This window comes from Pantoea sp. S-LA4 (assembly GCF_054482835.1).
Window position 1 is genome coordinate 3,251,617 of sequence record NZ_JBTLRC010000002.1, and the last position, 22,211, is coordinate 3,273,827.

22 protein-coding genes are annotated in these 22,211 nt (G+C 55.2%); 7 read left to right on the plus strand and 15 right to left on the minus strand.

What is annotated here, in order from left to right; all coding sequences use genetic code 11:
* Positions 1-41: 41 nt before the first annotated feature.
* The 7 genes from ACX3P5_RS16055 to pmbA form a co-directional block, all read right to left on the minus strand.
* The gene (locus ACX3P5_RS16055) at positions 42-683 is read right to left on the minus strand and encodes a DUF4310 family protein (RefSeq protein WP_094120578.1); all 642 of its coding nucleotides are present in this window, start codon (positions 681-683) and stop codon (positions 42-44) included.
* Between the two features lie 12 nt (positions 684-695).
* The gene (locus tag ACX3P5_RS16060) at positions 696-1,472 is read right to left on the minus strand and encodes a DUF4311 domain-containing protein (RefSeq protein ID WP_094120579.1); all 777 of its coding nucleotides are present in this window, start codon (positions 1,470-1,472) and stop codon (positions 696-698) included.
* 131 nt (positions 1,473-1,603) lie between these two features.
* Positions 1,604-1,903, minus strand: coding sequence for a DUF4312 family protein (locus tag ACX3P5_RS16065; RefSeq protein ID WP_336756630.1), 300 nt, complete (start codon positions 1,901-1,903; stop codon positions 1,604-1,606).
* 2 nt (positions 1,904-1,905) lie between these two features.
* The gene (locus ACX3P5_RS16070) at positions 1,906-2,262 is read right to left on the minus strand and encodes an SFCGS family glycine-rich protein (RefSeq protein ID WP_009087404.1); all 357 of its coding nucleotides are present in this window, start codon (positions 2,260-2,262) and stop codon (positions 1,906-1,908) included.
* 13 nt (positions 2,263-2,275) lie between these two features.
* On the minus strand, positions 2,276-2,611 hold the full coding sequence (locus ACX3P5_RS16075; protein ID WP_233987032.1) for a glycine dehydrogenase: 336 nt from the start codon (positions 2,609-2,611) through the stop codon (positions 2,276-2,278).
* Positions 2,612-2,906: 295 nt separating this feature from the next.
* Positions 2,907-3,293, minus strand: coding sequence for a cytochrome b562 (gene cybC / locus ACX3P5_RS16080; RefSeq protein WP_458968990.1), 387 nt, complete (start codon positions 3,291-3,293; stop codon positions 2,907-2,909).
* Positions 3,294-3,360: 67 nt separating this feature from the next.
* Entirely contained in the window at positions 3,361-4,701 is a 1,341-nt protein-coding gene (pmbA, locus tag ACX3P5_RS16085; RefSeq protein ID WP_458968991.1) for a metalloprotease PmbA, read from the minus strand.
* A gap of 114 nt (positions 4,702-4,815) precedes the next feature.
* Between pmbA and yjgA the strand changes: the two genes are divergently transcribed.
* The gene (yjgA, locus tag ACX3P5_RS16090) at positions 4,816-5,358 is read left to right on the plus strand and encodes a ribosome biogenesis factor YjgA (protein ID WP_233987029.1); all 543 of its coding nucleotides are present in this window, start codon (positions 4,816-4,818) and stop codon (positions 5,356-5,358) included.
* Between the two features lie 40 nt (positions 5,359-5,398).
* On the opposite strand, the gene ACX3P5_RS16095 is transcribed toward yjgA, so the two are convergent.
* Positions 5,399-6,139 carry an oligogalacturonate-specific porin KdgM family protein gene (locus tag ACX3P5_RS16095; protein ID WP_233987028.1) on the minus strand — a complete coding sequence of 247 codons (741 nt, stop codon included), beginning with the start codon at positions 6,137-6,139 and terminating at the stop codon, positions 5,399-5,401.
* Positions 6,140-6,492: 353 nt separating this feature from the next.
* Positions 6,493-7,845 carry a UDP-N-acetylmuramate:L-alanyl-gamma-D-glutamyl-meso-diaminopimelate ligase gene (gene mpl / locus ACX3P5_RS16100; RefSeq protein WP_233987027.1) on the minus strand — a complete coding sequence of 451 codons (1,353 nt, stop codon included), beginning with the start codon at positions 7,843-7,845 and terminating at the stop codon, positions 6,493-6,495.
* 168 nt (positions 7,846-8,013) lie between these two features.
* On the opposite strand from mpl, the gene fbp reads away from it, so the two are divergent.
* On the plus strand, positions 8,014-9,021 hold the full coding sequence (fbp, locus tag ACX3P5_RS16105) for a class 1 fructose-bisphosphatase (RefSeq protein ID WP_094120585.1): 1,008 nt from the start codon (positions 8,014-8,016) through the stop codon (positions 9,019-9,021).
* 22 nt (positions 9,022-9,043) lie between these two features.
* On the opposite strand, the gene ACX3P5_RS16110 is transcribed toward fbp, so the two are convergent.
* Both ACX3P5_RS16110 and ACX3P5_RS16115 read right to left on the minus strand, forming a co-directional pair.
* The gene (locus tag ACX3P5_RS16110; protein ID WP_458968992.1) at positions 9,044-9,730 is read right to left on the minus strand and encodes a hypothetical protein; all 687 of its coding nucleotides are present in this window, start codon (positions 9,728-9,730) and stop codon (positions 9,044-9,046) included.
* A gap of 192 nt (positions 9,731-9,922) precedes the next feature.
* On the minus strand, positions 9,923-11,482 hold the full coding sequence (locus tag ACX3P5_RS16115; RefSeq protein ID WP_336756639.1) for a methyl-accepting chemotaxis protein: 1,560 nt from the start codon (positions 11,480-11,482) through the stop codon (positions 9,923-9,925).
* A 171-nt stretch (positions 11,483-11,653) separates the two neighbouring features.
* Between ACX3P5_RS16115 and ACX3P5_RS16120 the strand changes: the two genes are divergently transcribed.
* The 3 genes from ACX3P5_RS16120 (at position 11,654) to ppa (ending at position 13,209) form a co-directional block, all read left to right on the plus strand.
* Positions 11,654-12,064: a lysozyme inhibitor LprI family protein gene (locus ACX3P5_RS16120; RefSeq protein ID WP_458968993.1), complete on the plus strand. Its 411-nt coding sequence runs from the start codon at positions 11,654-11,656 to the stop codon at positions 12,062-12,064.
* 64 nt (positions 12,065-12,128) lie between these two features.
* A complete protein-coding gene (locus ACX3P5_RS16125; RefSeq protein WP_233987023.1) occupies positions 12,129-12,578 on the plus strand; it encodes a DUF441 domain-containing protein in 450 nt (149 codons plus the stop codon).
* Positions 12,579-12,678: 100 nt separating this feature from the next.
* Positions 12,679-13,209, plus strand: coding sequence for an inorganic diphosphatase (gene ppa, locus ACX3P5_RS16130; protein ID WP_003855519.1), 531 nt, complete (start codon positions 12,679-12,681; stop codon positions 13,207-13,209).
* Between the two features lie 59 nt (positions 13,210-13,268).
* Here ppa and ACX3P5_RS16135 read toward each other — a convergent pair whose 3' ends face one another.
* Genes ACX3P5_RS16135 through tamA form a run of 3 tightly spaced genes read right to left on the minus strand, consistent with a single transcriptional unit; the run spans position 13,269 to position 19,107 of the window.
* On the minus strand, positions 13,269-13,622 hold the full coding sequence (locus ACX3P5_RS16135) for a gamma-glutamylcyclotransferase family protein (protein ID WP_233987022.1): 354 nt from the start codon (positions 13,620-13,622) through the stop codon (positions 13,269-13,271).
* A 2-nt stretch (positions 13,623-13,624) separates the two neighbouring features.
* Positions 13,625-17,395 (minus strand): autotransporter assembly complex protein TamB, encoded by a 3,771-nt coding sequence (tamB, locus tag ACX3P5_RS16140; RefSeq protein WP_458968994.1) that lies wholly within the window; start codon positions 17,393-17,395, stop codon positions 13,625-13,627.
* Positions 17,392-19,107, minus strand: coding sequence for an autotransporter assembly complex protein TamA (gene tamA, locus ACX3P5_RS16145; protein ID WP_458969193.1), 1,716 nt, complete (start codon positions 19,105-19,107; stop codon positions 17,392-17,394). Before tamA ends, tamB begins: the two co-directional genes overlap by 4 nt.
* Before the next feature lie 519 nt (positions 19,108-19,626).
* Between tamA and paeA the strand changes: the two genes are divergently transcribed.
* Positions 19,627-20,949, plus strand: coding sequence for a polyamine export protein PaeA (paeA, locus tag ACX3P5_RS16150; protein WP_233987020.1), 1,323 nt, complete (start codon positions 19,627-19,629; stop codon positions 20,947-20,949).
* Between the two features lie 178 nt (positions 20,950-21,127).
* Here paeA and ACX3P5_RS16155 read toward each other — a convergent pair whose 3' ends face one another.
* Entirely contained in the window at positions 21,128-21,334 is a 207-nt protein-coding gene (locus ACX3P5_RS16155; protein WP_003855513.1) for a DUF1107 domain-containing protein, read from the minus strand.
* A 315-nt stretch (positions 21,335-21,649) separates the two neighbouring features.
* On the opposite strand from ACX3P5_RS16155, the gene ACX3P5_RS16160 reads away from it, so the two are divergent.
* Positions 21,650-22,207: a YtfJ family protein gene (locus ACX3P5_RS16160; RefSeq protein ID WP_458968995.1), complete on the plus strand. Its 558-nt coding sequence runs from the start codon at positions 21,650-21,652 to the stop codon at positions 22,205-22,207.
* Positions 22,208-22,211 lie beyond the last annotated feature (4 nt).

Genomic DNA, 22,211 nt, shown 5'->3' on the forward strand with positions numbered 1-22,211 from the left:
GGACTCCTTAACGGCAGCCCGTTGCCGGGCCGCCGGTGACATCAGAGCGCGATGGGGAAAATCGCACCGAGGATCATCGCACCGAGGATGGCTCCGCCGGTGATCGGCTTGTTCCACAGGTAGAACAGCAACGCACCCAGCAGCGACCCGAGGCCAATCGGAATCGACGCCGCCATCGCTGACAGAATGATGAGCGGTCCAAGGAAGCGGCCAGAGGCGTTACCGGCACCCATCATCACGTCAGCACCGTAGGTGGAGTCGCTCTGATTGATGGTGAACTTACGCGCCAGAATAATCAGGTAGCCAATCGCCACACCGATCACCAGGCCCGTCGCCAGCGAGGCGGCGAAGTTGGCCACCGGGAAGACGATGCCCGCCCCCAGCAGCAGTGCCGGTACACCCAGCCCGACACCGGTCTGAATCGCACCGCCGATATCCAGAATACCGACCAGCGATCCCTCTATGATGCGGGCGAACAGGAAGCTGGCACCGAATGCGGCGACCGCGCCGTAGACGCCGGTTTCCATGCCCGCACGCAGCATTGAGACAAATGCCACCTCGTTGAAGGCGCCGATGCCATACAGGTAATACATATGCGTACCGGCAAACACGCCGGATGAGAGCAGGCCAACAAAGATCGGGAATGACCAGTCGGCGTACCAGAAGCCTTTATTTTCGTTCATCAGCATCGCCTCTTATTTGCCACTGACTGAGTTGTGGATCATATCGAGCCAGCCAGGGATGCCGAGCTGAAATGACTGCAACAACTTCATGTCGAAACCGCGGAAGAAGCCACTGAGAACAAACAGCAATACAATGGCGGTCATCATCACTTTAGTGACCCGGTTCCAGCCGCTCTCTTCCACGCCTTTGCCGATCAAAATACCCAGTACCAGTCCCGGTACGGCGTTGCCCATGATCAGCTGCGCCAGACCGCCAAAAATGGTGGCCCAGAAGCCCGATTTGCGACCCGCATCGATCGCTGCCAGCCAGAAGATCACCGGCATAACGGTATTGACCAGCAGGTTAGCCGCCGGTACCAGCACTTTCACTGCGGTAACCTGCAGCGCCGCCGGTACGGCTGATGCCGTAGAGTTGAGGAAGGCCACCACGAACATGCCGATAATGCCGCAGGCGATAGCCATCTTTTTCGGGTTGTGCAGCGTTTCCGCTACGTTGCGGTTTTTGACCATCAGCGCCGCGGCGCCCCAGTTTGGAATGATGCGGTGGTCCACATCCTGGGTGAACGATCCGGCTGCAACAGAAGATGCCCAGGCGTTAAAGAAGAAGCCAAGACCAAAGGAGAAGTGAGAAGCCGGATCGCCCTCGCACGAGTTGAGTTCCCCCAGCGTACGAAAAGCGCCCATTCCCTGAGTGGTGGGCGCGTGAAACATCCGCGCCGCGCCAGCACCGACGCCGACGCCCACCAGCCCCCCAATGATCAACGACTTAAACAAAATGATTAAAAACATGTTGTTGTACCTTTGTTGTCGTTTTTACCCGGCACGCCTCAGCCGTCGCCTTGCCACAGACTGCCCGTCGCGTGACAAACGGCCAGCGCGTCGTCGGACAAGCGGCTTTCTGACGTGAAAGGGTTCTGTTTTTACGGTGTCACGGTAAACGCCACCTGTTCGGTGTCGAAAACGGTGACGCTGACGGTGATCTCCAGCTCGACGCTGTAGCTCCGCCGTTGACGCGCCAAAAAGAAGAACAGAAATTTCTCGGTTCTGACGCTCTCCTGTGCGCGCAGCACCCGGACATCCTGGGGCTCAATGCGCAGCAGAATTTTTTGCGTCGCGCGCAGAACCTGGTTCTGTACGCGACTCAGGGCATCGGCAAAGGCTTTCGCTTTGCTGTCGCCTTTACCCTCTACCGTCACCTGCGTAACGTATTGTTCTTTCATGATCAGCTGCCGTGCTTCTTGTTCCAGGCCTGCACCAGCCGTTCGCCCAGCTCTTCTTTATCCATGAAACCGAAACCCAATACGGTGGCACCTTCGTTGATGGCGGTGACGCCTTCGTCGATGGATCGCATGCCATGTTTCGCCTTGTAGCCATATTTGTTCTGGGCGGTAATCGCACCTGCGCCGCCGCTGCCGCAGAACGAAATGCCGAAATCGGCGTTTTCCGCCTTCATCACGTCGCCGAGCTTCATGTCTGCCGCCACGCCGGGTACCACGACCGCGCGTCCACCGGCTTTCTCGATGCCTGCCGCGACTTTCTGCCCTTTACCTAAACGATCGCCAATCACTACAGTTACCATGTTCACTTCCTCATCAGTTGTTTGATCGGGCAACTTCGATATGCACCGAGAGCAGCCATGCTTCTTCGCGTGGCAGATTGCCAAACAGATCCACCACCTGCTGCGCCAGCTGCAGCGTTTCCGGCGGGATATCCTCAAACAGCTCGGCTTCCACTTCTGGCAGCGGCTCACCGCTCAGCGAACGCGACGCCATTGCCCCGACATGTGACAGCAGCATCTGCTGCTGAACCGCATTCGGCTCAATACCGTGCTGCTGGTAGATCGTCGCAATCTGCGCCATCACCCTGTCAGCCAGCTGCTGCACTTTCTCCGGTGGCGCTTCATGCACCGGAACGCCGTTATTGCTCACCTTGCTACTCCTGTCAGACCGGATAATTCGCGTTAAAAATAAATTACCCCTGATAGCACGGCCTGTGGAGACGCAACATTTCCAGCATCAAGTGGAAATCGAGGTGAGGCCTGTGCGCCAGATCGCAGGCTGCACGCTTAGTGCGATACAGATCGCAGAATGCGTGAAATGCGTAAATGGGGCGGTTAAGGTGCGCAGGCTGTGCGGTGGGATGGATCGGAGAAAGTGGCAATACGCCGGGTAATAAGCAGAAGTGATGATGAAAAACGCCGGTCAGGGGTGACCGGCGCTGGCGTTAACGGAATTTCTTATGGTTAGCGTTGCGGATGTCGTCGAACTTCGCGGCTTCGCGTTTCGCCCCATCCACGTTGTTGGCTTTCGCCAGCGCACTGACCACATCGATCTGCGCGATCAGCGAGTCGATACCGGCATGGAAATCTTTCACCTGTGGGCTGTCAGCCGGCTGGCCTTCCAGCTTATCCGGCGTGCCCTGTCGCGCATCCTGCGCTGCGGTACGCATTTTGGTCAGCGCCTGCTGCATCTCCTGTGCATCGTCGGTTTTTTTGACGATCTTCAGGTTGGCATTCAGCGTATCCATATCCTGCTCCAGATCGGCCGCATAGAGGCTGGCACTGGAGAACAACAGAGAAGCAGACAACATTGCAATCACAAGCTTACGCATCGCTCTTTCCTTTCTTATTGTGATGAAAAAAAAGCAGCCAACCGGCTGCTTTCAGAATCCATCCTTCTTATTGTCCCGCTATCTTCATTTCGGGCAGTAACACCGAGCCGCACTGGATATTGCTGCGGGTTTCGATGTCATCACCGATGGTCACCATATTGCGCCACATCTCTTTCAGGTTGCCGGCAATGGTGATTTCACTGACGGGATACTGAATTTCACCGTTCTCAACCCAGAAACCGGCCGCGCCGCGTGAGTAATCGCCGGTAATGGCGCTGACGCCCTGTCCCATCAACTCGGTCACCACTAAACCGGTGCCCATCTGCTTCAGCAGATCGTCGAAGCTGTGGCCCTGGCCAGCGATACGCCAGTTATGAATGCCACCAGCATGACCGGTGCTGGTCAGGCCCAGTTTACGGGCTGAGTAGCTGGTCATTAACCAGGTTTGCAGCACGCCATCTTTAATGATGTCGCGCGGCTGGGTGCGCACGCCTTCGCTGTCGAACGGGGTCGATGCCAGCCCTTTCAGCAGATGCGGCTGCTCATTAATCGTCAGCCACTCTGGCAGGATCTGCTGGCCCATCGAATCCAGCAGGAAGGTTGATTTGCGGTAAACGCTGCCGCCGCTGATCGCTCCAACCAGATGACCGAACAGACCGGTGGCCACTTCAGATGCAAAAATCACCGGTGCTTTCATGGTAGAGAGTTTACGCGGTGCCAGACGCGACAGCGTACGACGTGCGCATTCCGCACCCACCCACTCCGGGCTCTGCAAATCTTCAAATGCGCGGCCAATGGTATAGGCGTAATCGCGCTCCATGTTGCCATCCTGCCCGGCAATCACGCTGCTGGAGAGCGAGTGACGGCTGGAGCAGTAGCTCTGCAACATACCGTGGCTGTTACCAAATACTTTGATGCCGACGTGGCTGTTAAAGCTGCCGCCTTCGGTGTTGATGATGCGCTTGTCTGCCCGCAGCGCCGCCTGTTCCGCCTGCGCCGCCAGTTCAATGGCGCGATCGGCATCGATCTCCCACGGATGGTAGAGATCCAGATCGGGCGCGTCATACGCCAGCAGGTCAGCATCTGCCGGACCGGCAAAGGGATCAGGTGAGGTATAACGCGCAATATCGATGGCCGCCTGCACGGTACGCTTGATCGCATCCGGGCTGAGGTCGGTCGACGAGGCGCTGCCTTTACGATTCTGATGATAAACGGTGATGCCTAGCGCGCCGTCGCTGTTAAATTCGACGTTTTCCACTTCACCATAGCGGGTGCTGACGCCGATGCCAGTGGTTTTACTGACCGCCACTTCCGCGCTGTCAGTGCTTGCTTTAGCCAGTTCGAGCGCCTGCGCAATCGCCTGCTCCAACACTTTTTGCTGTTCTGCAACCTGAGTAGATACGTTCATCGACCTGCCGTCTAATCTTATGTATGTATGATTTGAGTCTATCAGAGTCAGAGAACAATTTCGCAGTCACCCGATAAACTGGTAGGATTAGCCTCTTTTTTTGGGAGTCCACTAATGACCAAACAGCCCGATGAGTGGCTCGACGATGTGCCAGATAATCATGAAGAAGAAGATGAAGAGATTATCTGGGTCAGCAAGAGCGAAATAAAGCGCGACGCTGAAGAGCTGAAACGCCTGGGTGCCGAACTGGTTGATCTGGGTAAAAACTCGCTGGATAAAATCCCGCTGGATGAGCGCCTGCGTGCCGAAGTCGAACTGGCACAGCGCATCAAGAAAGAGGGTCGCCGCCGTCAGTTGCAGCTGATCGGTAAACTGCTGCGTAGTATTGATGTGGAGCCGATCCGCGTTGCGCTGGATAAGCTCAATAATCGCCATAACCAGCAGGTTGCGCTGTTCCATAAACTGGAAATGCTGCGCGATCGTCTGATTGAACAAGGCGATGATGCGATGACGGATGTGATCGCCCTTTATCCTCAGGCCGATCGTCAGCAACTGCGCAGCATGATCCGCAATGCGCAGAAAGAGAAAGCGGGCAACAAGCCGCCGAAATCTGCGCGTCAGATCTTTCAGTATCTGCGCGAGCTGGCCGAAAGCTAAGCGATGTCGGGGCGGGCAGGATCGCCCGCCTTCAGGCTGCTTAGCGATAGATGTAGAGAATGCCGGTCCGCAATCGCAACTGGCGTTCGCTGGAGGTGGCCGAGCGACCAATATCGCCAAAGGTCACATACGGCACCCAGACGCGCCGATCGCCGAGCGCATAGTCGAACTGTAATTCCTGCTCATAATCATCATGCCGGTTAGCAAATAGCCGGGCATCCGCATGTTTATAGACCAGCTTGTAGGTGGTGGTCAGCCGATCGGTTTTATTGCGCAGATAGAGATCAAACCGGTTAGCGGTACGGTGCCGATCGGTATCGCAATAATCGATTCCGCCGGTGCGGCATTGATCGTCGTGCGCATAATCGGTCAGTTCCAGTCGGTAGAGCCCGCCAAGAGACCAGCTTTCATTAACTTTATACCAGGGCGCCACACCAAACTTCCATTCGGTGCGTGAAGAGTTAAACTCCGGCTGAATAAAAGGCGATAGTGTCCAGTTTCCCCAGAAGTACGATTTCAGAAAGGTCACTTCCACTACGTTTAACACCGTGTCGTTATAATATTTATCTTTGGGATCGGCGCCGCCGGTTTTAAATTTGGTTTCAACTCCAAGCCACATATTATCCGGCAGCGTGGTGCTCAGCCCCAGCTTATCGTAATGGGTCCGATCCCGAAGACGATACTCATGTCGGTAATCGACGGTGGCCGTCGCCAGCGCGGCGGCAGAAGTGGTCAGTAGCATGATGCTCAGCGCGACGCGCCGTAATCTGTTCTTTCCCATGACAACATCCTTATTCATAATCATCAGGGCCATTAAATTTAACGCATTCAATTAACCCAAAATTAACGTACGTTTAAATTAGCGTGCCAAAATAATAAATCGCACATCATAAACACCGGTTAATTATTTCATTAACGTAAAGTCCGTTTATTAATCCGATGATGACAAAGACGATGCTAGGAATTATTGACGGGATAAGCCTTTCTGCTTTAGACAGAAAGTTGATCAATATGGCAACAGCAGGAAGAGTATGCAGATCACATTCAAATTATGCGGCGTTGTTTCTGATTAAATAAATCATTAAATGAGAAAGATAATAATAAAATAAGCGCCCGATTCGGGCGCTTATTAACTCAGGCGAGCTTATCCAGCAATTTCTGATGAATGCCGCCAAAACCACCGTTGCTCATCACCAGGATCGAATCCCCCGGCTGTGCCGCTTTAGCGATCATTGAGACCAGCGTATCGATATCTGCCGTGGTGTGTGCAGGCTGCATACAGGCGTCAGCAACGTCTGAGACCTGCCACGGGATATGATGCGGCTGGAACAGGAAGACTTCGTCAGCGCGCGCCAGTGAGGGCGCCAGCTCGTTTTTATTCACGCCCATTTTCATGGTATTGGAGCGGGGCTCCAGCACCGCAAGAATCCGTGCCGTGCCGCCCACTTTGCTGCGCAGCGCCGCCAGGGTAGCCAGAATCGCGGTCGGATGATGGGCGAAGTCGTCATAGACTTTGATGCCGTTGACCTCGCCGCGTAGCTCCAGCCGGCGACGCGCATTGATAAAGCTGTTCAGTGCCTGGCCGGCATCTTCCGGCTTCACGCCAACATGCCGCGCTGCCGCAATCGCCATCAGTCCGTTATGCATATTGTGTTCACCGACCAGCGACCAGTTCACTTCGCCCACTTTCGCACCGTCGAGCCACACTTCCCAGTGCGAGGCATCCGCGGTGAGCTTCCTGGCCTGCCAGCGACCATGATCGCCAACGTTCTCCTGCTCGCTCCAGCAGCCCATCGCCATGACCTGTTTGAGGTTGTGATCGTTCTCGGGCAGCAGGATCTTGCCCTGTCCCGGCACGATCCTGATCAGATGGTGGAACTGCTTCTGGATCGCCCGCAGATCGTCAAATATATCGGCGTGATCGAACTCAAGATTATTGAGGATAAGGGTACGCGGGCAGTAATGGACAAACTTGGAGCGCTTATCAAAAAACGCGCAATCGTACTCATCCGCTTCAATAACGAAGAATGGACTTTTTCCTAATTTTGCGGAAACGTCGAAATTTCCCGGTACCCCACCAATAATGAAGCCGGGTTCCAGCCCGCAGGCCTCAAGAATCCACGCTGCCATGCCGGCGGTGGTGGTTTTGCCGTGGGTTCCTGCCACTGCCAGCACCCAGCGATCGCGCAGCACGAAATCGTGCAGCCACTGCGGGCCAGAAAGGTAAGGAATGTTGCGTTCCAGTACCGCTTCCACACATGGATTGCCGCGCGTCATAGCATTGCCGATGATCACTAAGTCAGGCGCCGGGTCGAGCTGGCCTGCGTCGTAACCTTCTGTTAATTCAATGCCTTGCTGCTCAAGCAGCGTGCTCATTGGCGGATAAACATTGGCGTCCGAACCGGTCACCTGATGGCCGAGCGAACGGGCCAGCATCGCCAGACCGCCCATAAAAGTGCCACAAATCCCAAGGATGTGAATGCGCATAACGAGATCCATTACTCAAAAGTTCGGCGCACAGTGTAACGCCGCTCGAAGACGGAAGAAACGGATTAGGACTATGGTTTTTGAAGTTCAATCGGCTAAACTGCGTACGCATACGTTGGCAGACTGTTACGCATGCTGCCACTCCATCGAAGATTCAGGGAATGTGTTATGAAAACGTTGGGCGAATTTATCGTCGAGAAGCAACACGACTTTCCGCACGCCACAGGTGAACTGACGGCGCTGATTTCAGCCATCAAGCTGGGTGCCAAAATTATCCACCGCGACATCAATAAAGCCGGTTTAGTGGATATTCTCGGTGCCAGTGGGGTTGAGAATGTTCAGGGTGAGCAGCAGATGAAGTTAGATCTGTTCGCCAACGAAAAACTGAAAGCGGCATTGAAAGCCCGTGGCATCGTCGCCGGTATCGCGTCTGAAGAAGAGGACGAGTTCGTTATCTTTGAAGGTGAAGAAAACGGTAAATATGTTGTATTGATGGACCCACTGGATGGTTCATCGAATATCGACGTTAACGTTTCTGTCGGTACCATCTTTTCTATCTATCGCCGCGTCAGCGAGCCGGGTACGCCGGTGGTCGAAGCTGACTTTATGCAGCCTGGCAACAAGCAGGTCGCTGCCGGTTACGTGGTGTACGGTTCATCGACCATGATGGTTTATACCACTGGCGCGGGCGTACATGCGTTTACTTACGATCCGTCACTGGGCGTCTTCTGCCTCAGCCACGAGCGGATGACCTTCCCGGAAACCGGTTATACCTATTCGATTAACGAAGGTAACTACATCCGTTTCCCTCAGGGCGTGAAGAAATATCTGAAGTTCTGTCAGGAAGAGGATATCGCGACACACCGTCCTTATACGTCCCGCTATATCGGGTCGCTGGTCGCTGATTTCCACCGTAACCTGCTCAAGGGCGGCATCTATCTCTATCCAAGCACCGCCAGCCATCCGCAAGGTAAGCTGCGTCTGCTGTATGAGTGCAACCCAATGGCGTTCCTGGCTGAGCAGGCGGGCGGTAAGGCCAGCGATGGTCAGAAACGTATTCTGGATATTCCACCGGTCACGCTGCATCAGCGCTGCCCGTTCTACTGCGGCAATGAGGCGATGGTTAACGACGTTGAGCGTTTCCTGGCCGAGTTCCCGGATTGCCGTCAGGGATAATCTGGCGTCGGTAGTGACATATTCAAAGCCTGCTTAATGCAGGCTTATTTTTTTCCGTTTCGCGGCTATCGCTGGCATCACAATGCTGGTAATACTTTTCTATCTCTTCTTCTGCCCGCTTACGCATACCCGGGCTAGCCGGAAAGTGATCCAGCCCGGCGAAATATAAAACAAGACTCAACGTGCAGACCACCAGCCCGATAAAAAGGCTCGCATAAATCATCAAAAAGCCCAGAGCCAGCAGGCACAGGCTGCAGATTAACAGCGCAATAGCAGTAAAGAACCGGGAATTTATCTTCTCTCTGTTAAAGTATAATCGGCCGTTACGGCTGAGGCTGAGCGTATACTGATGTACGGCAAAATATCTAAAATTTGTGATTTCACTGGATGTATCGATAATTTTAATAACTTCTTGCTGAATGGCGCTATTTTTTACCCCATATATTTTCTGGTTTAACAGGGTGATATAACGGCTTATCAGCTGCGCTTGTTCCCGCTCGCTCACTAACCCCTCACTGAGTTCATTCTTTATGAACCGCATTTTATTATTAATTGTATGCTGGAAGAGGTGTTCGCCCTTTATATTCTTAGCGAGCCAGCGAAGTATCCCCGCCACAAAAAACAGACCCACTATTAACATAAAAAAGAGCGGTGAATGTTCATATGTGGACAATAATTTGTCGAGGTTTTCAATAACTGAAGCGTACACGTCTTTGCTCCCGATTCTGTAACATGATGGTCTGCGGGCAATGTTAGCGAATAAGGTCCGGACTGAACACCATTCAGGCTAAGGAGAAATCGTCGGCGAGGGAGATGCGGGGAAACTGCTTATGAGACAGGCGCAGCATAAGACGCAAAAAACAGCGGGATAATGAGCGCATAGAGGATGCGCTCATCAGTGTTACTCAGGCTGCAAGCGGAACTGCGCCATGGTCGCCTGTAGCTGACCCGACTGCGCTTCCAGCGACTGGGTCGCTGCCGTCGCCTGCTCCACCAGCGCGGCGTTCTGCTGCGCGGCTTCATCCATCTGCGTCACCGCCAGATTGACCTGTTCAATGCCGCGGCTCTGCTCATCAGAAGCCATAGAGATCTCTTTCATCAGCGCCGTGACGCGCATAACTTCACCCGAGATCTCATCCATGGTCTCTCCGGCTCGCGTCGCCATCTCGCTGCCCTCTTTAACCCGGGATTGTGAGTCGCCAATCAGCGTACGGATCTCTTTGGCAGCGTTGGCGCTGCGCTGCGCCAGGGTGCGCACTTCATTCGCGACCACCGCGAAGCCGCGGCCCTGTTCACCGGCGCGTGCCGCTTCAACCGCCGCATTCAGCGCCAGAATATTGGTCTGGAAGGCGATGCCGTCAATCACGCTGAGAATGTCGCCGATACGGTTGGCGCTGTCGGTGATTTCGTGCATTTTCTCCATTACGTAGCAGACCACCTCAGCGCCGCGATCGGCCGTATCCGACACCGCATTCGCCAGCTGATGCGCCTGCTGCGCGTTGCTGGCGTTAAGCCGTACCGTGGCGGTTAACTGCTCCATGCTGGCCGCCGTCTGCTCCAGCGAGGCCGCGGACTCTTCGGTGCGCTGCGACAGATTGACGTTGCCGGCAGCCAGCTCACGGCTGCCGATGTCGATCTGCAGGCTGGCTTCACGCACCTGACTGACCGACGCGCGCAGCGCCTGCTGCATCTCTGCCAGCGCATGATTGAGCCGGCCCAGTTCATTGTTGCCCGCCGCGGGCAGGGCTTGAGATAAATCCCCTGCCGCCACCTGTTCCAGATGGACGATGGCGCTGTTGAGCGGCTGGAGCAACATCCGGCGCAGCAGTTGCCAGGCCAGCACTAACAGCAGCAACGTCAGTACCACCGCCACCGCGATCAGAATTTTCATTTTGGTTTCGTTATAGGCCGCCTGATCCAGCTGGGCTGCGGTCACCTGATCCGCGTACTGACCGAAATCGTCCACCGCTTTGCTGTAGCGGGCGGCCAGTGCGGCCAGGTTGCCTTCCAGCAGCTGATAATATTCGTCGGTATATTGCTTATCCAGCGCGCTCATCATCGGCCTGATGCCCTGCTCAAGATAGGCCTTGTAGCTGCCCGCCACGGCATCCGCCAGCGTTTTGCCGTGTGCCGTGACGGTGCCCGCATCAACAAAGCGCTTCAGGCTCTTTTGTGATGCCACTACATCGGCCTGCGCCAGTTTAGTGACCGCGGCGCCCTCTTCCAGCAAGCCAATTTCAATTTTCCGTACCGCCAGCGCCGCATTCGCGCGGGCGCGCATTAAATCGGCGTTGCTCTGATAGAGACTGTTCAGCTCAACCCCCTGAATGCGGTTGATTACGTCCAGCGAGCGGTTCCCTTTGTTGATTGCCACGATACCCATAAAACTCACCGCCAACAGCAGCAGTGTCATAAATGCCAGCAATGCCAGCAACCCCGTGCGAAGTGATAACTGTTTCATCTTGATAGTTTCCGTGTATGAGAAAAGGCGAAATTTCCAGCGGCCCTAAAACGGAACAGGTATCGGCCATCACCTCGCTAAACTTTAACCTTAATGAATGGTTAACGGCTTGATCATCACGGAGACATCCATCAAGCTAATTGCCGCTGATGCGTTCCCCGGAGAAGAATAATGAAAACAGGATGGCTTCTGGCTCTGCTGCTTGCCAGCGGAGTGGCGATGGCGCAGGATTTGCCTGCTGATGCCGCGCTTAATCGTTGCCTGGAGGGTGCGACTACCACCCAGGCGATGAATCAATGTTATGCCACCGCCAGTAAAGCCTGGGATCAGGAGATGAATAATCAGTATGGCAAACTGATGAATCAGTTAACCGGCGATTCGAAAACAGAGTTGCGTCAGGCGCAGCGAGCCTGGCTCAGCTACCGCGACAGCTGGCTGGCCGCGAGCCGCAGTCGGCTGAGCGATCAGGGTACGCTGGGTAGCGTCGCGCTGGGCGCACAGAACCTGAGCCTGGTGCGTAACCAGGCATTGATGTTGCAATCGCTGAGTCAAGGCAGTTGCGCCAACCCGGATGATTGTTAATCACTGTCCGGATTATCCGCGGGCTGATGTCGTCAGCGTACGTGTTCACTTTCAGGGAGAAACCATGGCTGCTTATGCCTCGACCATTATTCTGATCTGCCTCGCCGTTCTCAGTTATTTCGTACACAACAACGCCGTCACTATCTCTATTCTGGTGCTGCTGGCGATCAAGATCACGCCGCTGGCGCAGTTTTTCCCCTACGTGGAGAAGCAGGGCATTACGTTGGGCATCATTATTCTTACCGTGGCGGTGATGGCACCGCTGGCCAGCGGATCGCTGCCTGCAGCCGCGTTACTCAAATCTTTTGCCAACTGGAAGTCGATCGTGGCGATTCTGGTCGGCATTTTTGTTGCCTGGCTGGGCGGACGCGGCGTTAACTTTATGAGCGTACAGCCCTCGGTCATCGGCGGCTTGCTGATTGGTACGGTGATCGGCGTGGCGTTTTTCCGTGGCGTGCCGGTCGGACCGCTGATTGCGGCCGGGATAGTTTCGCTGTTTGTGACGGCTAAGTAGCGTTAGGGTGCATTCCGAAACGCCAAAAAGAGGGCATACTTTCAGAGTCAGTTGGCTATAATAGCCGACACTCAACATACGACTACTGAAGGAATGCCCGATGAGTTTGAACCAGGTGCCAGCAGGTAAAGACCTGCCAGAAGATATCTACGTTGTCATTGAGATCCCGGCCAATGCCGATCCGATCAAATATGAAGTTGATAAAGAGTCTGGTGCCCTGTTTGTAGACCGTTTTATGTCTACCGCCATGTTCTATCCGTGCAACTACGGCTACATCAACCACACTCTGTCACTGGATGGTGATCCGGTTGACGTACTGGTTCCGACCCCGTATCCACTGGTACCAGGCTCAGTGATCCGCTGCCGTCCGGTTGGCGTGCTGAAAATGACCGACGAGTCTGGCGAAGATGCCAAACTGGTTGCGGTTCCGCACACCAAACTCTCTAAAGAGTACGATCACATCAAAGATGTGAACGACCTGCCAGAACTGCTGCGCGCACAGATCACCCACTTCTTTGAACACTACAAAGATCTGGAAAAAGGCAAATGGGTTAAAGTGGATGGCTGGGATAATGCCGAAGCGGCCAAAGCTGAAATCATCTCCTCTTACGAGCGCGCACAGAAGAAGTAATTCTGCTGTCAGCCGGTAAGTCGAAAAAAAAACACCGTCCAACTGGACGGTGTTTTTGTTCAGGCCTCTGGCTCCTCATCACGCTTTAGCCAGTCTCCGCTCAGGATACGCTGGCGACCTGCCACTGAGCGTTGATAAACGTAAAGCCATGCGCTGCCAAACGGCGTCTGAATCAGATGACGTTTGTACTCTCCCCCTTTGGTACGGAGCGCATCCAGCTCCGCAAGGGTTGAGGCATCAATGCGGTACACTTCACACTGTACCGCTCCATTGCCCTCAATCACGCCGGGATAATGGCCCAGACTGAAAAGCTCAAAGCCCTCAATCTGGTGATCACCCAGCCATTGCGCATTCGTCATCCAGTGACTGTTTCCCTGTTTGCGCCGTAAACTGCCGTAGACAATTATTCGCATTGCTAAAACTCAAACTGATAGAGCAAATCGAGAGCCTGATCCACACCGGACACGGCTTCCAAATAGAGTTTAGGCATCAGGCGGTAACGCAAGGTTAACGTCGCCAGTGAATCAAATATGCCAACACCGTATTTTACCTGTAGACCCGGTAGTACATAGCCACTGACCTGCACCTGCTGGCTGTCGCCAACACCGGCAGTATCAACGGCGAGATTACTGACACCGAATGTCTCACCGATTTTACCCACAACCTGCCCACTTTGTGCAACCCCTAAGCCAATAAGCGCTGAGGTTAACGCATTACTGTCGCCATCGCTGCCGAGTCCCTGACCGCGCAGCAGATAAGAGAGCGCTTCCTGTTGCGACATCGCCGGATCGGAGAAGACTTCCGCTTTTGGCTCATCGGCCAGGCCGGTGACCCGCAATCCGGCGGTGACGTCATCTTCAGTCGCATCCGGATTACGAATCGCTTCCAGATTGATGTAAGGCTGATCGGGCGGTCCGGCAAACTGCAGCTCGCCCTTACGCACAATCAGATCCTGTCCATAAGCGTGGAAGCGGCCGGACGGGATGTTGATCTGGCCGTTGAGGCCGAGCCCGGAGCGATCCTGCACCAGTTTCAGGTCGCCATTCAGCTTCGCTTTCAGCCCGAACGCAGAGAGACGCACATCGTTACCGACGTGGATCACCAGGTTGCTGTTGATCGGAATCGCGGCGGTTTTCGGCTGAATCGGCTTGAGGTTCTGATCCAGCATCACTTCATCCGACGAGACGCCCGTGGCGCTTTCCGGGACTTCCTGCACCGTGATGCGCGCCCACGGAACCTCGACCCGGCCCGACAGGTTAAATGCTGCCGGCGTGGCTTCGAACACCAGATCCGGCGAGACATCCATCCGCACCATCGGCGGCACCGTGACCCGCACCCGGCTACCCTGCGCCGCCAGGCGCGCGCGCCAGTTATCGAGCTGGCTCCAGTCGGCGTTACCGTTGAGGTTGATGTTGCCCTGCGCGGTCTGAATCAGCCCGTTCAGGGTCGAGCTCATGCCGTTAAACACCAGATTGAGATTGGCGGCGGTGAGATCGACCGGCATGAAGCTGCCATCGACATCGACATCCGACAGGCCAAGCTGACCAAACACCTGTGGCTGCTGCACGCTGCCCGCCAGCCGTAAGCTGCTGTTGAGGTTGCCTTTGATCTTCTCGCCCTGCATCAGCGCCGGGTTCAGCATCGCCAGCGACAGGTTACGAATGTTGACGTTGCCGCCCAGCGTACGGCGATTTTCCGGATCGGTGATCTGAACATTGCCATCGAGCTGGCCGTTATTGGCGATGCGGATCAGCCAGTCGAGCTGGGCACGTCCATCACGCAGCGCCGCATTAAGGTTCAGGGTATCAAAGGCGATCGGCAGGGTGTTGCCCTGCACATCCTGCTGGACTTTGACGCCGTTACCTTTCAGCGACACCGTGCCGGTCGGCAGGCCTTTACCAGCCAGCCAGTTAACACGAACGTCGCCGCTGAACACGCCGCTGAGCTGGGTCGCGTCTGGCATAAAGGGTTTAACCATCGCCAGATCGAAGCGATTCAGGACCACGTGCGCCTTGCCACTCGGACCGGCTTCAACCGGTTCCGGTACGCAGAGCTGCGCATTCGGGTTCTGCCAGCAGTGTGGCCCGATGGTGGCCGTCTGTTTGCTATTGAGGTAGTCAATGGCCATCGCCCGCGTCAGACGCCATTCTCCTACCGGCGTCTCAAAGCGGGTGTTGTTCAGTTCGCCTTTCCAGCGCTGCGTCTGGCGATCGAAACTGCCGTTCAGCGCCAGCTGACCGGACACCGGCTCGCCCTGTACATTAAGTTTCAGCTGATGCTGGTGCTCGTTGCCATCTGCATTCAGGGTCAGCAGATTAATGCTGAGCGCATCCTGTTTCAGCTGTTCGACGCGCAGTTGCAGCTTACCGGCCACCTGCTCGCCGGAGCGAACATCCCCGTTGAGCGTGACGCGGTTAATCTGCATCTGCTGCCAGCGCAGGCCACGGGCATTGAGATCGGCCAGCAGCTGCGGCGCACTCAGGGTTCCGCGCGCTTTGATCGTGCCTTTGACCACGCCGCCCAGACCGGGCAGCGCATTGTCGAGTTGCGGCGCGTCGATGCTGGCATCCAGATCCAGCTGTTCACCTAATGCGCCTTTCACATCCAGATGGTTACGACCCAGCGCCAGTTTGATGCCCGGCACCGTCCACTGGTTGTAGCTGTTGCCGGTGAGCGAGCCTTCCGCCGTGACCGCGTTCTGCTTCACATTCCCTTTCAGCTGCAACTGCGGCACGCTTAACTGCCAGCTTCCGCCGTACAGGCTGCCGCGGGTGGTGATTTTGCCATCCAGCCTGGCGGGCCAGTCGGGATATTGCTGAGCGGTGTTGATGCCCGCCAGCGTCAGTTCGCTGCGCCAGCTGATCGCCTTACGCCAGTCCACCAGCGCCGTCAGATCAATGTTGCCCTGCAACGCCGCGATACGCAGTCTGTCGAGGCTGAACTGTTCGACATTACCTTTACCGGTCAGCAAAATGTTGGCGGGCGGCACCGCTTCCCCTTTCACCGCAGTACGCAGCGACATCACGTAGTCGGTCGCTTTGCCTTTGAACTGGTAGTCGAGGTTATCGGCCTGGTACTGTACCGCGCCGGTTAACGGCCAGCGCAGCTGCGGACTGGTCAGCTGCAGCGACAGCGGCAAGCCCGCCACCGCCAGTTGGGTGGTAGCATCCAGTTGCGCCTTCACCGGGCCGGAGAGGTTGAGCGCCAGCTTCAGCTCATCGCGCATCGCACCGTTGAGCTTCAGCGCGATTTTTTCGCCTTTAATCGGATCGGTGTTTACCTCACCGTTAAGCGAGAAATCGACCGGCCAGTTATCCGCCAGCATCGCCTGTCCGCTGCCGTTCAGCTTGCCGAGATTGGAGTCCACTTCCAGCGTGCTGAGCTGCATCTGGCGGTCAGCGGTTTTCGCTTTCAGCAGTAACCGGCTGATGGCGATATCGGTATCGCCGGTGATGCGCAGCTGCTCGCCCAGGATCTGCTGTACATCAATATCCAGCGGCAGCTGAAAATCGGGTAACGCGGGCAGTAGCGGTTGCGCAAACATCGCCTGCAGGGTTTCACCCAGCGGCTTCTCCGCCGGCTTCGGCTGCTGAACTTTCGGCTGGACCACCTGCTCATTAGCCACCTGCGCCGCTTTCGGCAAAGCAATCAGCAGGCTTTGAATATGGGTCGGGCTAAGCGTCAGCGCGCGTTCCTGCCACTGCAGGCCGGTGGTGAAATCCAGCAGCGAGATGGCAGTATCGTCGACTTTGACATTGATATTGTGCAGGCCGAGATGCTTCAGCGTAATCGGATACGGCGTGCTGAGGTTGGCGTTGCCGCTCTCCTCTTCCGGCGGCGGCTCGCTGGCTGGCGTCATCTTTTTGCTGTCGACCACCACGCTGATATCGCTCAGGGAGACATCGTTCACGCAGACCGATGAGTGCAGCAGACAGTTGAGGTCAACCGCCAGATGGATATGACCGGCATCGACACTGACGCCGGGCATCTCATAACGCAGCCCGCTCAGGGTCAGATTACGCCAGCCGCCATCGACCTGTTTGATCGATAAACCCGGTACCCAGCGCGAAGCGCCATTTAACAGCAGGTGCAGACCGGGCGTGGTGCCGATCAGAAAGGCTACGCCACCTAATAGCAGCACCAGAAAAATCAGGATGCCGATCAGGACCTTTTTCCACAGCTTCATAGTTCAGGCCCCAGTCCGATATAAAATTGCAATCCATGTTCCTCGTCATCCCCAATCGGTCGGGCAATATCCAGTTTGATTGGCCCCACCGGTGAAGACCAGCGCACACCGAAGCCCGCGCCGGTTTTAACGTTACTCTGTTTGATATCGTTGACCGCTTCGCCGGAGTCGACAAACACCGCGCCCCACCATTTGCCGCTGACGTTGTACTGATATTCCAGCGATCCGGTGGCGAGTTTGGAAGCACCGGTCAGTTTGCCGTCATCATCCCGCGGAGAGATGTCTTTATATTTGTAACCGCGAATGCTGCGGTCGCCGCCGGCGAAGAAACGCAGGTCGGGCGGCACTTTGTCGAAGTCGTTGGTTTCGATCCAGCCCAGGTTGCCGCGCGCCACAAAACGGTGCTTATCGCCCAGCGTGCGGATCCAGACGTTTTGCGCCTGCATAATCAGGAAGTCAACGTCTGAACCCCAGGTGGTGTCGGAAACGTCTACTGAATAGCGCTGCGAGTCACCCCAGGTCGGCATTAAGCCGCCGCGTGAGCGGGTACGGTTAACGCTGACGCCAGGATAGAGCAGCATGGTGGTGTTGGTGACGCTGCCCTGGGTAAAGTGGTCCAGACTCCAGCGCAGGTTAACGGCCTTCTGCCAGCCGCTGCTGCTGTCCCAGTTACGCGACATCGCCAGCGTCGTGGTATCGGCTTTGGTGTCGTTGAGGTCGGTGCGCTTCAGGCCGCCCGAGAAGGTATAGTACTGTTCCAGCGGGCTTTTCAGCAGCGGGACTTTATAGGTCAGATCGACCTGCTGCTCAGGGGCAGAGACGTAGGCGCTGGCCGCCAGGCTGTGACCGCGATCGTTAATCCACGGTTTTTTCCAGGTTCCTTTCAGCCGGGGTCCGACATCCGTCGAGTAACCCACCCCGGTTTCAATGGTGTTTTCGGTACGCGGTGACATCACCGCATTGAGCGGCAGAACTTTGGTTTTGCGCCCTTGTTTAAATTCTGGCGCGACCACCACCGAATTGAACCAGCCGGTGGCAGAGAGGCGGCGATTCAGCTCGGCCAGATCGCGCGAACTGTAGTAGTCGCCCTGCTTAAAGGGCACCAGATTTTGCAGATACTCCTCGCGAATTTGCGAGCCTTGAAAACTGACGTCGCCAAAACGGTAGCGCTGGCCGCTGTCGTAATCGATATCCCAGAACGCTTCACGCCGCTCGACCGATACGCCTAACTGGCTCTTTTTAAACTGGCCATCGAAGTAGCCATTACGCAGCGCGAGATTTGAGAAGCCACTTTTGAAACTGTCATACTGCCCGTGATTGAGCTGGGTGCCCACTTTGGGTCGTCCCTGTGCTACCCAGGCACGGTAATCCGCATCGTTGCGGGCTTCACCCTCAACAACGATACTGCTGCCGCCAATTTTCACCGGTTCGCCGGGCGTTACGCGCGCCACCAGCACCGGACGGCCACCCCGCGCAGGCGCAGGACGGGATTCAAAATCGATAACCGGCTCGTAGTAACCGAGCGCGCGCAGGCCCTCTTTTATCGCTACCGAGACGCGTGCGCGAAAGCGGCCGTCGTTAGAGACCTCATCGCTGCCGATGGTCGACAGGCGCGCCCTGACGTTTTTTTGCAAATCCCCGGTTAAGCCTTCGACCTGTAATCGTACCGTCGCCGCTTCAAGCGCTGGCGCGACAAGCAGCAGGCTGGCCATGCAATAAACATAAAATCGTGGCACCTGTACTCCTGTTAATCATGCCGGCCCCTTTTCCGCGGGGCACTTATTAATCATCTTTGCCCGCACTGGCGTGACGGCAACATCCTCATCATAGCCGCACTTTATGGTAACCGGCGGGGCAACATCATCATCTAAGTCAAATACCGGGCTATTGTCGGTAAATGACGCGATCGATACAACAACTGCGGCGTCGAATGATCGCGGCTGGCAGGTTCACTCAGATTAATCTGAACTGATGACGGGCATGTCCGGCGGAACACACCATCGGAACAGGTGGTTTGTCCTCTGGCGGCCCGGTGATAGCACCTGCTATAATCGGCCACCACAGGCATTTCGCCTGTTTTCATTTCTGCCCCGACACTGTTTTTTCTGTCGAACTGGCGCAGACATTTTTGGCACGGATAGCCCTGTTTGACAGGTACGCAGATCGCTCCGGATCTCACCTGCACGCTGCCCAGGCCAAAAATGACAAGTGGATAACCCTTTGGATCTCATATGTTAGATAGCTTACTTGTCATCCTGTTACTGATCGTAATCAGTGCATTTTTTTCCCTGTCGGAAATCTCGCTGGCGGCCGCCCGCAAGATAAAACTCAAGCTGCTGGCGGATGAAGGCAACGTCAATGCACAACGCGTATTGAAAATGCAGGAAACGCCGGGCATGTTCTTTACCGTGGTGCAAATTGGCCTGAATGCCGTCGCGATTCTCGGCGGTATTGTCGGCGACGCCGCCTTTTCGCCAGCCTTCAGCAGCCTGTTTAACCGTTTTGTCGCGCCGGAACTGGCGGAGCAACTCAGTTTCATCTGCTCATTCACCATCGTTACCAGCCTGTTTATTCTGTTCGCCGACTTAACGCCAAAACGGGTCGGTATGATCGCCCCGGAAACCATCGCCTTGCGCATCATCAACCCGATGCGTTTTTGCCTGCTGTTGATGCGCCCGCTGGTCTGGCTGTTCAACGGTCTGGCCAACGTCTTCTTCCGCATCTTCAAACTGCCGATGGTGCGCAAAGACGATATCACCTCTGACGATATCTACGCGGTGGTGGAAGCGGGTGCGCTGGCTGGCGTGTTGCGTAAGCAGGAACATGAGTTAATCGAGAACGTGTTTGAGCTGGAATCACGCACCGTGCCCTCTTCGATGACCTCGCGTGAAAACATTGTCTGGTTTGATCTGCATGAAGATGAAACCAGCCTGAAAACTAAAATCGCCCAGCATCCTCACTCTAAATTTCTGGTCTGCAGCGGCGATATCGATCATATCGTTGGTTACGTTGACTCGAAAGAGCTGCTGCTGCGGGTGCTGGGAAACCAGAGTATGGCGCTGAACAGCGGCTTACAGATCCGCTCGGCGCTGATTGTGCCCGATACGCTGACGCTGTCTGAAGCGCTGGAGAGTTTCAAAACCGCCGGTGAAGACTTCGCGGTGATCATGAATGAGTATGCGCTGGTGGTCGGGATCATTACCCTGAATGATGTGATGACGACGCTGATGGGCGATCTGGTCGGCCAGGGCATGGAAGAACAGATTGTGGCGCGTGATGAAAATTCGTGGCTGGTAGAAGGCGGAACGCCGATTGATGATGTAATGCGGGTACTGGACATTGACGACTTCCCGCAGTCAGGCAACTACGAAACCATCGGCGGCTTTATGATGTATATGCTGCGTAAAATTCCGAAGCGTACCGACTTTGTGAAGTTTGCCGGTTATAAATTCGAAGTGGTCGACATAGACAGTTATCGCATCGATCAGTTACTGGTTACCCGCATTGATGAGCGGCCGCCGGTGCTGAATATGACGAAAAGCGAAGAAGAGTAGAATGACTAAGGGCCTGCCCCATAAGGCGTCATTGTTGCAGACAGTCTGGACACGGACAGCGCGGAACAAGCAGGCGTACACGTAGTACGTGAGGATTGTGAGCACTGCCCAGGTTCAGAATGGCAAATAAAATAGCCTGATAGGCCAAGCTCAAAGGGCGCCATCGGCGCCCTTGTGATTAGTTGAACTCAAGTTTCAGACGAACGACCTGGCGGTTAATTTCTGACATCACGCTCAGGTGCTGTTTGTCTTTGACGCGCGGGATTAATACTTTTCCCTTGTCGAACTCAAACGCGCCAACATCCTTGATATACAACCTTCCTTTGAACAGCGTTTTTACATATTTCGCTATTTGCAGCGGATTATAGCGCTGGAAGATCTTCATACTGATTAACTCCTGTACAATTTTAAGCACGCTTCGCCGTTTCCAAATTAGGTACGAGCCCATGAAGCGCGAATTCGGGATAAACTATAGAACACTCAGCGCTGCTGATGTTCCGAAAAATGAATTTTTTTACTGAGTTGACACATCATTACAGAACACTCTGTTATCACGCTCACACAACACAGTATAAACCTTCAGTCGTTACGGAATTGTGGCGCTGATAACAAACCTGACACCTTTCCAGGACAGCTGCATCATCCCTGCCTACTATTGCAATAAAATGACCAACTGGTCTGATCACTTAAGGAAACCACGATGCGAATCACTCTGGCAGCGATAGTTTTGTCGTTACTGATACCGGTAAGCGCTCTGGCGCACGATCTGAAGCAGGATGCGCGCGTTCCGGCCACCGGTGTGAATGACAAAGGTGAGCTGTTACTACAGCAGGATAAGTTTAGCTACAAAAACTGGAATAGTGCTCAGCTGAGCGGGAAAGTTCGAGTGATTCAGCATATCGCCGGGCGCTCTTCCGCGAAGCAGATGAATGCGGCGTTAATCGAGGCGATCAAAGCCGCGAAGCTGCCGCACGATCGTTATCAGACCACCACCATCGTCAATACTGATGATGCGATTCCCGGCACCGGGATGTTTGTTCGCAGCAGCATCGAAAGCAATAAACAGCAGTATCCGTGGTCACAGTTTATTGTCGACGATAAGGGAAATGTGCAGCGTGCCTGGCAGCTGCAACCGGGCGGCTCAGCCATTGTGGTGCTGGATAAACATGGCGCAGTGAAGTTTGTGAAGGATGGGCCGCTGACGCAGGAGGAAGTTCAGCAGGTGGTTAACCTGGTAACCACTCTGCTGGCGCACTAAGCCT

Bases quoted from the DNA above. Each gene is read 5' to 3' on its own strand.
- ACX3P5_RS16055 (WP_094120578.1), bottom strand. From the start codon at position 683: ATGAACGAAAATAAAGGCTTCTGGTACGCCGACTGGTCATTCCCGATC.
- ACX3P5_RS16060 (WP_094120579.1), bottom strand. From the start codon at position 1,472: ATGTTTTTAATCATTTTGTTTAAGTCGTTGATCATTGGGGGGCTGGTG.
- ACX3P5_RS16065 (WP_336756630.1), bottom strand. From the start codon at position 1,903: ATGAAAGAACAATACGTTACGCAGGTGACGGTAGAGGGTAAAGGCGAC.
- ACX3P5_RS16070 (WP_009087404.1), bottom strand. From the start codon at position 2,262: ATGGTAACTGTAGTGATTGGCGATCGTTTAGGTAAAGGGCAGAAAGTC.
- cybC (WP_458968990.1), bottom strand. From the start codon at position 3,293: ATGCGTAAGCTTGTGATTGCAATGTTGTCTGCTTCTCTGTTGTTCTCC.
- pmbA (WP_458968991.1), bottom strand. From the start codon at position 4,701: ATGAACGTATCTACTCAGGTTGCAGAACAGCAAAAAGTGTTGGAGCAG.
- yjgA (WP_233987029.1), top strand. From the start codon at position 4,816: ATGACCAAACAGCCCGATGAGTGGCTCGACGATGTGCCAGATAATCAT.
- ACX3P5_RS16095 (WP_233987028.1), bottom strand. From the start codon at position 6,139: ATGGGAAAGAACAGATTACGGCGCGTCGCGCTGAGCATCATGCTACTG.
- mpl (WP_233987027.1), bottom strand. From the start codon at position 7,845: ATGCGCATTCACATCCTTGGGATTTGTGGCACTTTTATGGGCGGTCTG.
- fbp (WP_094120585.1), top strand. From the start codon at position 8,014: ATGAAAACGTTGGGCGAATTTATCGTCGAGAAGCAACACGACTTTCCG.
- ACX3P5_RS16115 (WP_336756639.1), bottom strand. From the start codon at position 11,482: ATGAAACAGTTATCACTTCGCACGGGGTTGCTGGCATTGCTGGCATTT.
- ACX3P5_RS16120 (WP_458968993.1), top strand. From the start codon at position 11,654: ATGAAAACAGGATGGCTTCTGGCTCTGCTGCTTGCCAGCGGAGTGGCG.
- ACX3P5_RS16125 (WP_233987023.1), top strand. From the start codon at position 12,129: ATGGCTGCTTATGCCTCGACCATTATTCTGATCTGCCTCGCCGTTCTC.
- ppa (WP_003855519.1), top strand. From the start codon at position 12,679: ATGAGTTTGAACCAGGTGCCAGCAGGTAAAGACCTGCCAGAAGATATC.
- ACX3P5_RS16135 (WP_233987022.1), bottom strand. From the start codon at position 13,622: ATGCGAATAATTGTCTACGGCAGTTTACGGCGCAAACAGGGAAACAGT.
- tamB (WP_458968994.1), bottom strand. From the start codon at position 17,395: ATGAAGCTGTGGAAAAAGGTCCTGATCGGCATCCTGATTTTTCTGGTG.
- tamA (WP_458969193.1), bottom strand. From the start codon at position 19,107: ATGGCCAGCCTGCTGCTTGTCGCGCCAGCGCTTGAAGCGGCGACGGTA.
- paeA (WP_233987020.1), top strand. From the start codon at position 19,627: ATGTTAGATAGCTTACTTGTCATCCTGTTACTGATCGTAATCAGTGCA.
- ACX3P5_RS16155 (WP_003855513.1), bottom strand. From the start codon at position 21,334: ATGAAGATCTTCCAGCGCTATAATCCGCTGCAAATAGCGAAATATGTA.
- ACX3P5_RS16160 (WP_458968995.1), top strand. From the start codon at position 21,650: ATGCGAATCACTCTGGCAGCGATAGTTTTGTCGTTACTGATACCGGTA.